Source organism: Acinetobacter sp. CIP 102129 (assembly GCF_000368305.1).
Classification (GTDB): domain Bacteria; phylum Pseudomonadota; class Gammaproteobacteria; order Pseudomonadales; family Moraxellaceae; genus Acinetobacter; species Acinetobacter parvus.
In genome coordinates this window covers 762,317-774,375 of the sequence record NZ_KB849341.1, presented here as the reverse complement: position 1 = coordinate 774,375, position 12,059 = coordinate 762,317, and the positions used below count along the sequence as shown (strand labels likewise).

Here is a 12,059-nt window from a genome sequence, read left to right as displayed (position 1 = left end):
CTAAAGAGCCGTTCGAGACCAGGACGTTGATAGGTTGGGTGTGGAAGCACGGTGACGTGTGAAGCTGACCAATACTAATTGCTCGTGAGGCTTGACTATACAACACCCAAACAGTTGTTGTATTCAAGATAAGTTCAATACATAACTTGATTTAGTGTGAAAACTAGTTAAAATGCTGAACACAAAGTTAGACTCAATATCTAATCCGTTAATAACTCTTTGGTTCGTAAGTAAGGCAGACATGAAGTGAAAACACAACATGATCAATAAGACCCCAAAACACCACAACAGTTTGCTGGCGACAATAGCAAGAGTGAACCACCTGATCCCTTCCCGAACTCAGAAGTGAAACCTCTTCGCGCTGATGGTAGTGTGGCGTTTGCCATGTGAGAGTAAGTCATCGCCAGCTTTTAAATACTAAACCTCCCAACCAACGTTGGGAGGTTTTTTATTGCTGAAGAAATATATGCTAGAAAAATAGTGATTGCCTCAATATTTGTCTACATTTAACAACAAGAGAAATATTTCAACAATATGTTTCATTGGCTTTTCTTTTTATAAATAAATATTTAAAGATTATGTGCTTCCTTATAGGCGTAAACATTGCTTTATGTTATAAATATATGAATAGGCATGTTTTTTGCTTATTCATAAAAGGAGCGTGTTATGAAATTATCTGTTGGGTTGAAAGTTGCGAATAGCTTGTCGTTAACTCCTCAATTACAGCAGGCAATTCGTTTATTACAACTTTCAAGTTTGGAGCTGGAACAGGAAATACAAATTCAACTTGATAGTAATCCTTTATTAGAGAAAATTGAAGAAATTAATACGACAGAAAGTTTAACTACGCTTGAAACTTCTGAAACAGGTGACTTAACCACTGAGCTGAATGCTGATCATCTACCGAATGACTTACCTGTTGATACAGAATGGGATGATATTTACACCCATCAATCTACTGCCTTGGCTTCTCCTGAATATGAAGAGAGAGAAGATAACCGTCAGATTCAGTTGAGCTTAAAGGAACATATTTTAGAGCAGGTGAATCTGCTGAATTTTTCTTTAGTGGATAAGTTAATTGCGTATTGCATTGTTGATTCTTTGGATGACAAGGGATTTTTGGATGCAGAGTTGGATGATATTTTGTTGGCCACTACTCGATTGTTGCGGGAAGTGGAGAATGATGAAGAGATTGAGCAAGATGAGATTATTGTTGTTTTAAAGTATATTCAACGTTTAGACCCAATTGGTGTTGGTTCTCGTAATTTAGCGGAATGCTTAAAAATTCAGTTAGAGACATTCCATGAAAAAGTACCTTATCTGACTGAAGCAAAAAATTTATTACAGTGCTATGAGCTTTTAATTGCAAATGATTTAAATAAGTTGTTAAAGCAGACTGGCCTAACCAAAGAACAACTAAAGAGCGCTATTGATCTATTAAAAACCTTAAAGCCTTATCCTGGGCTGGAATTTAATCAACAAGAATCAGAATATCAGGTGCCTGATGTGGTGGTTTCGAAGAAAGACCAGCATTGGCAGGTTCAGTTGAATCCTGATGTCATGCCAAAATTACGCATTAATTCCTTTTACTCAAACATGATTCGTCGTGCTGATCAAAGTGATGACAATGTTTATTTGCGTAATCAAATGCTAGAGGCTAAGAGCTTTATCAAGAGTATTGATGAGCGCCATAAGACCTTATTGAAAGTTGCCACCTGTATTGTTGAGCATCAACGAGCTTTTCTTGAGCAGGGCCCTGAAGCAATGAAACCTTTGGTATTGCGGGATGTGGCGGAGGAAGTGGAATTACATGAGTCTACTGTTTCACGTGTCACAACCAATAAATATATGCTGACTCCACGTGGTTTGTTTGAACTGAAATATTTCTTCTCTAGCCATGTGGGAACAACAACAGGTGGTGAGGCTTCTTCCACCGCAATCCGTGCTATGATCAAAAAGTTGGTTTCAAACGAGAATCCACGTAAACCTTTGTCGGATAATGCAATTGCTGAAATGCTGAAACAAGAGGGGATTGAAGTGGCGCGGCGTACAGTTGCAAAATATCGCGAATCGTTACATATTCCCTCATCTTCTGAAAGAAAAGTCTTGATCTAAATTTAAAGGTGTGACTATTCTAAGAGTTCATTATGACGGAATAATGAATTTTTAATAAACACTAGAGGAATCGCTGATATGATTTAATGGATATGTTGAACCATAATAGGTCGCATTAAATTGTTTGAGCGATATTCTTGAATCCTGAGAAAAGGTGAGGGATAGAATTATGCAAATAACGATTCGTGGACACCATTTAACCATTACACCAGCAATTGAAGAAAATATAAAAGCGAAGTTTAGCCAAATGACCAAGCATCTGGATCATGTGAATAGTATGCAGATCAAGCTGGCTAAGGATCATCAAATAGACAAACTGTCTCATAAAGGCAGTGCAAACCATATTGCGGAAGCGATTATACGTTTGCCAGGGGTTGAGCTGTTTGCTCAGGCGACAGCTGATGATATGTATACTTCGATTAAAAGGCTGACAGAAAAATTAAAACGACAGCTTGCCAAACATAGAAAGATGCAGTGTTCGTATCAGCATGAACTTACGGTGGCATCCTGATTTTGGCGTTCTAATTAAAAGAGGCTTTTTTAGAAAGCCTCTTTTTTTATAGATAAAAATGAAACCTTACTGAATTATGTGAAAAAGTTATAGTAAAATATATCGTTTTACAGCAATGCGTGTATAAGAGGTCTTGGTAATGAATAGTGAGCAGCTCACACAAATTTTGAAAGAAGCTTTCCCTGAAGCAGAAGTGGCAGTGAGTGGACAAGCTGGGAAATTTGACCTTCGCATTGTTGACGATCAATTTGATGGTAAACGGACTGTGACTCGTCAACAGGCTGTTTATGCACCCCTGAATTCCTATATTGCGAGTGGTGCAGTTCACGCTGTTACCATTCGTGCAATGACAAAAGACGAATGGCGCAAAGCAAGCCTTTTCGGAGCCTAAATATTAATGGATAAATTTTTGATTACGGGTGGTGTTAAGCTCGAGGGTGAAGTGCGCATTTCTGGTGCTAAAAATGCAGTATTACCATTGTTGGCAGCCACGATTTTAACTGATGATCCAGTCACGATTCGTAATGTTCCCAATTTAAAAGATGTACATACCATCAGCAAGATTATTGCAGGCCTAGGCGTAACAATCACTTATGAGGGCGATACTGTTTATGCTGATGCCAGCACTTTAAGTAATCAATTTGCCCCTTATGATTTAGTAAAAACCATGCGTGCCTCGATTTTGGTGCTGGGTCCATTACTGGCACGTTATGGCAATGCAAAAGTCTCATTGCCAGGTGGGTGTGCCATAGGTTCGCGTCCAGTGGATTTGCATTTAAAGGCGATGGAAGCGCTGGGTGCCAAGATCGAAGTGGAAAATGGTTATGTGCATGCTTCGATTGATGGCCGTTTAAAAGGCGGTGAAGTTGTTTTTGATATGGTCACCGTAGGTGGTACAGAAAACATACTGATGGCGGCGGTTTTAGCGGAAGGTGTGACAACAATCCGTAATGCTGCGTGCGAGCCTGAAATTACCGATTTAGCCAATATGCTCAATAAAATGGGCGCACAAATTGAAGGGCTGGACACCAATACACTGATCGTGACAGGTGTTGAACGTTTACATGGTTGCGAGCATAGTGTTGTTCCTGACCGTATTGAAACAGGTTCATATCTGGCTGCTGCTGCGATTACGGGCGGGAAAATCAAAACCACACACACTAACCCTTATATTATGGAAAGCGTGTTGGACAAGTTTGAGGAAATGGGCGCAGAAGTCACGCGTGGTGAAGACTGGATTGAACTGGATATGCAAGGCAAGCGTCCTAAGGCAGTGAGTTTTAGAACATTGCCTCATCCTGAGTTTCCAACGGATATGCAGGCGCAGATCATGGCAGTCAATGCCATTGGTCGTGGTTTTGCAACAATTTCAGAAACGATTTTCGAAAATCGTTTTATGCATGTACCTGAGCTTTCACGTATGGGTGCCAACATTCAGGTCGATGGGCATGATGCGGTGGTCACAGGTGTGGAGAAACTGCAAGCTGCGCCTGTCATGGCAACGGATTTACGTGCCTCGTTTTCACTTGTTCTTGCTGCGCTGGTTGCTGAGGGTGAAACACTGGTTGATCGTATATACCATATTGATCGTGGCTACGAACGTGTGGAAGAAAAATTGCAAAGTTTAGGGGCGCAGATTAAGCGGGTAAAAGCATGAATGACTTAAGAAACGATGATCCGAATTTTGATGTGATGGGTAATTTTGATCATGGTTTAACTTTAGCACTCAGTAAAGGTCGTATTTTAAAGGAAACCTTGCCACTGCTGGAAAATGCAGGCATCAATTTACTTGAAGACCCAGATAAATCACGTAAGTTAATTTTTCCAACCACACATAAAAAAGTACGCATCCTGATTTTGCGGGCTTCTGATGTGCCAACCTATGTAGAGAATGGTGCGGCAGATTTTGGTGTGGCAGGTAAAGATGTGCTGATGGAGCATGGTGCCCAGCATGTTTACGAACTGCTTGACCTGAAAATTGCCAATTGTAAGCTAATGACTGCGGGTAAAGTTGGCATGGAGCGTCCCAAAGGGCGTTTAAAGATTGCTACCAAGTATGTCAATTTAACCCGACAATATTATGCAAGCCTGGGTGAGCAGGTTGATGTGATTAAACTGTATGGTTCAATGGAGCTTGCACCTTTGGTTGGTTTGGGTGACTACATTGTTGATGTGGTGGATACAGGCAATACCTTGCGTGCCAATGGTCTGGAACCTTTGGAAGAAATTTGCAAAGTGTCTTCACGTTTAATTGTCAATAAAGCCAGCTTTAAACGTAAACAGGCTTTGTTAAATCCAATCCTGACCCAGCTTGAACAGGCCATTAAGAATCGTTAGTTGATAAATAGCTTAAATTTTGGAGGTCAACTTAGGTTGGCCTTTTTACATTCTTTTAAGAATAAGCAGGAACTGAGTGTCGATCGAAGAACTCTTTCTTTGTGATTGATTTTTTAGGCTGATATTGCATCCACAAGGACGATGAAAAAGAGTAAACTTAGCGTTCTCTTTTTTATCTTGTGGGTAAATTGATGCGACGTTTATCGACTCAGGATCAGAATTTTAAACAGGTATTTGCTGAGCTTTTAGCATTTGAAACTGTCAATGATCCTCAACTCGTACAGACTGTAGACCAGATCATTGCTGATGTCCGCCAGCATGGTGATGAGCATGTACTTAAACTCACCCAACAGTTCGATCGACATCCAGCGCATCAATTCTCCGATTTAGAACTCAGCCAGCAACAGCTTAAAACCGCATTTGAGGGTTTAAGTGCTGAAATTCGTGAAGCTCTAGAACTTGCGGCACAGCGTATTCGTTCATTTCACCAAGCCCAAAAACAGGAAGGCTGGACCTATGTGGATGAGCTAGGCAATACACTGGGGCAGAAAGTTACGCCTCTTGATCGGGTTGGGATTTATGTACCAGGTGGTTTGGCATCTTATCCATCTTCTGTGTTGATGAATGCGCTACCTGCCCATGTGGCGGGCGTGCCTGAAATTATTATGGTGGTGCCTGCACCGAATGGTGAGCTCAACCCATTGGTCTTGGCTGCGGCATATCTAGCTGGCGTTAGCCGAGTATTTACTATTGGTGGTGCACAGGCAGTTGCTGCATTGGCCTACGGAACCCAAACCGTTCCAGCCGTGGATAAAATTACGGGACCAGGGAACCGCTTTGTTGCTGCGGCAAAACGGGCCGTGTTTGGTCAGGTGGGCATTGATATGATTGCTGGACCTTCAGAAATTCTGGTCTATGCCGAAGGCAAAAATAATGCAGAATGGCTGGCGATGGATGTACTGTCTCAGGCAGAACATGACACGGTTGCTCAAGCCATTTTCATTACACCCGATGAGGCACTTTTAAATGCCGTGGGTGCAGCCATTGAAAAGCATCTTGCTGAATTACCAAAAGCCGAAATCGCCCGTACTTCAATTCAAAACCGTGGTGCACTGGTTCTGGTTAAAGACCGTGCAGAAGCGATAGAGCTGATCAATCAGGTTGCGCCTGAGCATTTGGAACTGTGTCTGGATGACGCTGAATTGATGAGTCAAGATATTCGTCATGCAGGTGCAATCTTTATGGGACGTTATACCCCAGAAGCGATTGGCGATTATTGTGCAGGGCCAAACCACGTCTTGCCAACCTCAGGTACAGCACGTTTTTCATCGCCACTGGGTGTTTATGATTTTCAGAAACGTTCAAGCCTGATCATGTGCTCACAGGATGGTGTTAAAACGCTGGCAAAAACAGCCGATGTGCTTGCGGTGCAAGAAAACCTTGATGCCCATGCACGTTCAGCACGTTATCGTTATATTGATTAAATTTATGATGTAGGGGCGTATTGTATACGTCCATTGAGATAAAAAATGACGTTTACAACACAACAAATGCGTTTTTGGAGTCCAGAAGTTCGCGAGTTAGAGCCTTATGTTCCTGGGGAACAGCCTAAAATTCAGAACTTACTCAAACTTAATACCAATGAAAACCCATATCCACCTTCACCCAAAGTAGTGGAAGCAGTGCAGACGGTTTTGGCAAATCAGGCTGATGCCTTGCGTTTATACCCTGACCCTGATGCAACCGCCTTAAAGCAAGCGATTGCCAATCAGCAAAAAGTTGAACTTGATCAGGTTTTTGTGGGTAATGGTTCAGATGAAGTTCTAGCCCATATTTTTAAGGCATTCTTTATCCAGAATGAGCCTGTGCTTTATCCTGACATTACCTATAGCTTTTATCCAGTTTATAGTCAGTTCTTTGCAATTCAGACCAAGCAGATACCTTTGAATGAAAATTTTGAAATTGATGTTTCAGATTATCAGCAGGAAAATGGTGGCATTATTATTACTAATCCTAATGCGCCAACCAGTATTGCATTGGGTTTGCAACAAATTGAACAAATTTTGCAGGCTAATCCAGATCGTGTGGTTGTCATTGATGAAGCCTATGTAGATTTTGGTGCTGAATCAGCAGTTCAGCTTGTGAATCAATATGAGAATCTGGTGGTTTGTCAAACAACCTCCAAGTCACGTTCACTTGCGGGTTTACGGGTGGGCTTTGCCATTGCACAAAGCCATTTGATTGCCGCACTTGAAGCAGTCAAAAATAGTTTTAACTCCTACCCAATGGACCGATTTGCGATTGCAGCGGCAGTAGCTTCATTTGAAGATCAAGTTTATTTTGAAGCACAATGTGCAAAAGTGATAGAAAGCCGTGAAAAACTGGTGGGTGATTTGACTGCTTTAGGTTTTAAGGTATTGCCATCAAAAGCTAATTTTATTTTTACCACTCATCCACAATATGAAGCCGCCAAGCTTGCACAGCAACTCCGTGAGCAGGGCATTATCGTCCGTTATTTCAATAAACCAAGAATTGATCAATTCTTGCGAATTACGATTGGCACAGATGAACAAAATCAGCGTTTAGTTGATACACTTAAAATGCAAATTTTGTAATAGCCATACTGGTTTAATCGTCAGATTTCTGCCATGTGTTGAGCAAATTAAGCATGGCAGAAATCTTATCAAAACATTCCTGATATTCTGCCTCAGCATCAGAAGCGATGGTAATGCCACCACCTGCCCAGACCGATAATTGATCCTGATACTTTTGAATGCTACGAATCAGGATATTCCAGCGTCCAGTACCATCAAAATTGAAGTAACCCAAACTGCCACAATAGGCGCCTCTTGGTGCCCGCTCAAGCTCCTCAATAATCTGCATGGCACGAATTTTGGGTGCGCCTGTAATTGAACCACCAGGTAGGGCAGACAATAGCATCTGCATTGGATTGACATCTTGCTTTAAAGTTGCCGTGATTTCACTGATCATGTGATGCACTTGATTGAAACTTTCAATTTCAAAAAGTTTGGTGGTCTTTACTGAACCCGTTTCAGCATAAACACTGAGGTCATTACGCAACAGGTCCACAATCATGACATTTTCAGCCTGATCTTTTTCAGAGTTGCTGAGTTTAGCTTTGGAAGCTTGATCCTGTTTGGGATCATCAAAGCGTGGCATGGTTCCCTTAATTGGTCGGGTCTTGATTTTTCTCTCATGCTGAAATTCGATAAATAATTCAGGTGAACAACTGAGTAGCTCAAAATCATCAAGCTTTAAATAACCTGCATACGGTGCATGGGTCAATTGCCATAATTCTTCAGCTTTACTTAATAGTGTACCTTGTGCTGTTGCCTTAAATTCTTGTGTTAAATTGATTTGATAACAATCACCTGCCTTGATGTACTCCTGAACCTGATTGAATGCGTCAAAATATTGTTCTTTTGACCAACGCGAAGCGCACTTTTTTAAGAGTTGAAGTGTGGCTAATTCATTTTCTTGGGCTTGGTTTAGACGTCTGGAAATGCTTTTATAAATATTCTGCGCTTGTTCCTCATCACTATAAAAATACCATGCGCCATCCTGAAACTTTAAAAAAGTAGAATATTCACCTAGAAAAAAGCTGGGTTGTGGATGACTAAAAACATCAATAAATTGATCTGCACTATAGTCATAGCTAAAGAAGCCAATATAACCACCATTAAAAGAAATGTCGTGCTCTGGGGATTCTTGTGAATGATTAAAATTTGAAAATTCAATCACTGATGTGACATCTTGATTTATTTGATATTGATTAAATTCAATTTGATGAAACTGTGTCAGCGTTGACTGCTGAAATTTTAAAAAAGCTTTGGGCAGGAATGCAATAATGGGAAAATTTTGATCATGGAGATAGACCAAGCCAGTTAAATCCTGAAGCTGGAGCAAAAGTGCAGATACGGCATTATTTTGTATGTTTAACTTTTGCAAAAACTGGGACATAAAAAGAAATACATTGGCATACACAAGGATATGCTAGTGTACTACACTCTAAAATAGAATAAACATTTTGGGTATTAGGGCAGCAAAATGGCAGTCATTCAACAACAACCATATATCAGTGAACAGGAATACCTTGAGGGCGAATTATTGACTGATATCAAACATGAATATATCGATGGCGAAGTTTACGCAATGGCGGGCGCACATCGGAACCATGTTCGTTTAGCAGATAATATGTTGGGGTTATTATTGGGTCACCTCAAAGGTAAACCATGCCAACCTTTTGGTTCAGATATGAAACTCAAAGTCGGAAAAAACTACTTTTATCCTGATGCAATCATTGATTGCAGTGAAGATGAACAGGATTATTATACCGAAAACCCAACCCTCATTGTTGAGGTGCTCTCAAAATCCACCCGCCAAAAAGACAAGACACTGAAACGTGATCTTTACCTTACTATTCCGACTTTACAGGAATATGTGTTGATCGAACAGGATTTTGTCGATGTGGAAATCCAGCGTCGTTCTAATGGCTGGCAGTCTCAACATTTTTATTTAGATGAAGATGTCCATTTTCAGTCGATTGATTTAACGGTTAAAGTCTCAGAAATCTATGATCGGGTAAAAAATGAAGATATGCAGCAATGGCTGGCGAAGCAAGCAGAAATTGCACAAGCTGAACAGGGCATAGCGCAATAAAATTAAGCTTATGGTCACTTGTAGAGAAAGTATGGCTTAGAAAGTGAATACTGAAAAACTTGATTTTGACAATTGTTATCAATTTTAAGTTAAAAAGAGATTTTGTTTACATTCTGAAAACGAAAATTCTGCCGATTCACAGACAGAAGTTCAAAATATTCAGGTTGATTTAAAAAGATTTTGTATAAAAATGATATTTATCTTTATGTTAAGAAATAAAAAGTCTATTGATTGCTATTAATCAGATCATGCCGTTTATCGGGTTATGAACAAAAAATGCTTAACAGGAGTTGAACATAAAATAACAAACAGATAATTTAGTACTTGCTAAGCGAACTACTCAAGGATTGGAAGTTCAAGTTGTCATTAAGAAAAAACGACCGTGAACAGTTTAGAGTAGTGAAAGTCAAAAAATAAATGCTCTTGGGAGAGTGCTCAATGAAAATGTTTACTAAACTAGCTTTAGTTTCTTCAATGGCGATTAGCGCAAATGCAATGGCTATGCAGTCAATGGATGATGCTGCACTAAGCGCTGCAACAGGTCAAGATGGGATTAATATCGGTATTGCTTTAGATTCTACTGGTATTTCTATCGATAAATTATACCTTCATGATAATGATGGTTTACAAACATCAACAAATATCACTGGTGCAACTGGCGTAGCGGGTGCAATTGCAATTGATGGTATTACGATCACTCAAACTGGTACAGGTAATTTACTTGATTTAGTGATTGATACTGATGCGGGTACATCTGGTGAAGCATTCCTTAACATCGCTGCAAGTGTTGGTGCAGTAGATATTAGTATTGGTTCAATTGGTGTTGCGCCATCAAACGGTGCTAGTTTGACTGATACTACAACGGCTGTTCGTGGTGTTACAGGAACACCAACTGAAATTCTAACAGGATTAGACCTATCTTTAGGTGCGATCACTGCAAATGTTCAATTGGGTGCTACGCCACAAGGTGCAATGATCAAGTTAGATTCTACTCTAGAAGGTGGTTTGACGATTTCTAACCTTGGTATTAATGATGCTGCTGGTGGTGGTCAAATCTACCTAAATAATATTTATGTTCGTGGTGACAATGCTACAGGTGATCTTGATATTGATACAGATATTTCTGTAACGAATGCGGGTCTTCGTATACAAAATAATAGTAATCAAGGTATGAATGTTTACTTAGAAGGTGTACGTTTAGGTAGCAGTACTGCAGCATCTATTGGTGATGTGGAAATCCAAGGTTTAAATGTTGGTCAGTCAACAATCACGATTTCTGGTCACTAATCAGTTTCCAAGCGAAAAAAGCGCATTTTGCGCTTTTTTTGTTTATTGTAAGAATCAAAATAGATATAGCTATATTGTATTTAAATAATGTTTTAGATACATAAAGGTCTCTTAATTAAAAAAAATATACATTTCGTCAAAAAAAATAAAAAAAAGCTGTATTTTTTCATAAAAAAAGGTATCTTCAACACACAAGGATGGGGTGTTTGCGGACACTAAAAATAATATGAATAAGGCAAGTGTTGCCAGGGTAAAAAAAGAGACTTATGTTAGAGATCGCTTTAGGCTCAGCATTGATGTATTACTTTTCAACGCAAGCCTTCGAAATAGAAAAAAAACCAGAGGGAACTGTGTATTACACAGAAACCCTAGACTCTCGTAACCCTTCATTCACCCGTAATCACCGTGAGGCAGTCACAATAAAACCCGCTGTGGAAGACCAGTTTCGGGGGATTGTGCGTCAAGCCTATGACTACAGTTGTGGTTCTGCTGCCTTGACGACTTTATTAAATGGTTATGGCGGACTTCGCTTGACTGAACAGCAAACCATGAGTGGTCTTTTACAGTACGGTGAATATCAGCGAATTATTGAGCGCCGTAGTTTTTCATTACTGGACATGAAACGTTTTGTCTCTGCATTGGGGATGAATAGTGGCGGTTATCGTGGAGAGTTCTCAGACCTTATCTCATTAAAACAACCTGCTATTATTCCAATTACTTATGCTGGTTTTAAACATTTCGTTGTATACAAGGCGTATAAAGACGGACGTGTATATATTGCAGATCCATCACTAGGTAATATCAGTTTTGATGAGATCCGTTTTAAAGAAATTTGGGATAACAATACATTATTCATTGTCGACATTCCTGAGCAATATCGAAAGAATCTGCTTGCTTTGCAGGATTCAGATATGCGTCATGTGGAAGATGCAACTGTAAACCGCTATGCACTTGCGGAAATCCAGTTTCCGACTCAAAAGTTTGAGCGTATGGCAGATAAAGCTTCAACTATGCGCCGTGTCCTTGATAATGACCCAAATTCATCAACCTATAATCAGCCGATTAACACTTTTATGCGCTTATATTACAAGCGGAAATAGTTTTAAGAATCAGCAAAAATTAATGTATT

General features: G+C 40.0%; 11 protein-coding genes and 1 rRNA gene. 11 read left to right on the top strand and 1 reads right to left on the bottom strand.

The genetic code is table 11. From position 1 onward, the window contains the following. Positions 1 to 294: 294 nt before the first annotated feature. The 8 genes from rrf to hisC all read left to right on the top strand — a co-directional run bounded on the left by rrf (position 295) and on the right by hisC (position 7,578). Positions 295 to 409 (top strand): 5S ribosomal RNA (rrf, locus tag F973_RS11755). 257 nt (positions 410 to 666) lie between these two features. Continuing rightward, a complete protein-coding gene (locus F973_RS11750) occupies positions 667 to 2,115 on the top strand; it encodes an RNA polymerase factor sigma-54 (protein ID WP_004675164.1) in 1,449 nt (482 codons plus the stop codon). Positions 2,116 to 2,284: 169 nt separating this feature from the next. Next, a complete protein-coding gene (gene hpf, locus F973_RS11745; protein ID WP_004761953.1) occupies positions 2,285 to 2,626 on the top strand; it encodes a ribosome hibernation-promoting factor, HPF/YfiA family in 342 nt (113 codons plus the stop codon). A gap of 139 nt (positions 2,627 to 2,765) precedes the next feature. Continuing rightward, the gene (ibaG, locus tag F973_RS11740) at positions 2,766 to 3,017 is read left to right on the top strand and encodes a BolA family iron metabolism protein IbaG (protein ID WP_004675160.1); all 252 of its coding nucleotides are present in this window, start codon (positions 2,766 to 2,768) and stop codon (positions 3,015 to 3,017) included. Between the two features lie 6 nt (positions 3,018 to 3,023). Further along, entirely contained in the window at positions 3,024 to 4,283 is a 1,260-nt protein-coding gene (murA, locus tag F973_RS11735) for a UDP-N-acetylglucosamine 1-carboxyvinyltransferase (protein ID WP_004675159.1), read from the top strand. Beyond that, on the top strand, positions 4,280 to 4,963 hold the full coding sequence (hisG, locus tag F973_RS11730) for an ATP phosphoribosyltransferase (protein ID WP_004675158.1): 684 nt from the start codon (positions 4,280 to 4,282) through the stop codon (positions 4,961 to 4,963). Before murA ends, hisG begins: the two co-directional genes overlap by 4 nt. A gap of 191 nt (positions 4,964 to 5,154) precedes the next feature. Continuing rightward, a complete protein-coding gene (gene hisD, locus F973_RS11725; protein ID WP_004761951.1) occupies positions 5,155 to 6,447 on the top strand; it encodes a histidinol dehydrogenase in 1,293 nt (430 codons plus the stop codon). Positions 6,448 to 6,492: 45 nt separating this feature from the next. Further along, positions 6,493 to 7,578, top strand: coding sequence for a histidinol-phosphate transaminase (gene hisC, locus F973_RS11720; protein ID WP_004761950.1), 1,086 nt, complete (start codon positions 6,493 to 6,495; stop codon positions 7,576 to 7,578). Between the two features lie 13 nt (positions 7,579 to 7,591). Here the strand turns inward: hisC and pabB are convergent, their stop codons facing one another. Beyond that, positions 7,592 to 8,944 carry an aminodeoxychorismate synthase component I gene (gene pabB, locus F973_RS11715; protein ID WP_004761949.1) on the bottom strand — a complete coding sequence of 451 codons (1,353 nt, stop codon included), beginning with the start codon at positions 8,942 to 8,944 and terminating at the stop codon, positions 7,592 to 7,594. An 87-nt stretch (positions 8,945 to 9,031) separates the two neighbouring features. Here pabB and F973_RS11710 point away from each other — a divergent pair, with 87 nt between their 5' ends. The 3 genes from F973_RS11710 (at position 9,032) to F973_RS11700 (ending at position 12,030) form a co-directional block, all read left to right on the top strand. After that, positions 9,032 to 9,643, top strand: coding sequence for a Uma2 family endonuclease (locus tag F973_RS11710; protein WP_004761948.1), 612 nt, complete (start codon positions 9,032 to 9,034; stop codon positions 9,641 to 9,643). 438 nt (positions 9,644 to 10,081) lie between these two features. Beyond that, a complete protein-coding gene (locus F973_RS11705) occupies positions 10,082 to 10,930 on the top strand; it encodes a putative pilus system protein FilA (RefSeq protein ID WP_004761947.1) in 849 nt (282 codons plus the stop codon). A gap of 266 nt (positions 10,931 to 11,196) precedes the next feature. Further along, positions 11,197 to 12,030 carry a putative pilus system C39 family peptidase FilB gene (locus F973_RS11700; protein WP_034431141.1) on the top strand — a complete coding sequence of 278 codons (834 nt, stop codon included), beginning with the start codon at positions 11,197 to 11,199 and terminating at the stop codon, positions 12,028 to 12,030. Positions 12,031 to 12,059 lie beyond the last annotated feature (29 nt).

What these genes read in the sequence shown, in the direction of transcription:
- F973_RS11750 (WP_004675164.1), top strand. Translation starts at nt 667, where the DNA reads ATGAAATTATCTGTTGGGTTGAAAGTTGCGAATAGCTTGTCGTTAACT.
- hpf (WP_004761953.1), top strand. Translation starts at nt 2,285, where the DNA reads ATGCAAATAACGATTCGTGGACACCATTTAACCATTACACCAGCAATT.
- ibaG (WP_004675160.1), top strand. Translation starts at nt 2,766, where the DNA reads ATGAATAGTGAGCAGCTCACACAAATTTTGAAAGAAGCTTTCCCTGAA.
- murA (WP_004675159.1), top strand. Translation starts at nt 3,024, where the DNA reads ATGGATAAATTTTTGATTACGGGTGGTGTTAAGCTCGAGGGTGAAGTG.
- hisG (WP_004675158.1), top strand. Translation starts at nt 4,280, where the DNA reads ATGAATGACTTAAGAAACGATGATCCGAATTTTGATGTGATGGGTAAT.
- hisD (WP_004761951.1), top strand. Translation starts at nt 5,155, where the DNA reads ATGCGACGTTTATCGACTCAGGATCAGAATTTTAAACAGGTATTTGCT.
- hisC (WP_004761950.1), top strand. Translation starts at nt 6,493, where the DNA reads ATGACGTTTACAACACAACAAATGCGTTTTTGGAGTCCAGAAGTTCGC.
- pabB (WP_004761949.1), bottom strand. Translation starts at nt 8,944, where the DNA reads ATGTCCCAGTTTTTGCAAAAGTTAAACATACAAAATAATGCCGTATCT.
- F973_RS11710 (WP_004761948.1), top strand. Translation starts at nt 9,032, where the DNA reads ATGGCAGTCATTCAACAACAACCATATATCAGTGAACAGGAATACCTT.
- F973_RS11705 (WP_004761947.1), top strand. Translation starts at nt 10,082, where the DNA reads ATGAAAATGTTTACTAAACTAGCTTTAGTTTCTTCAATGGCGATTAGC.
- F973_RS11700 (WP_034431141.1), top strand. Translation starts at nt 11,197, where the DNA reads ATGTTAGAGATCGCTTTAGGCTCAGCATTGATGTATTACTTTTCAACG.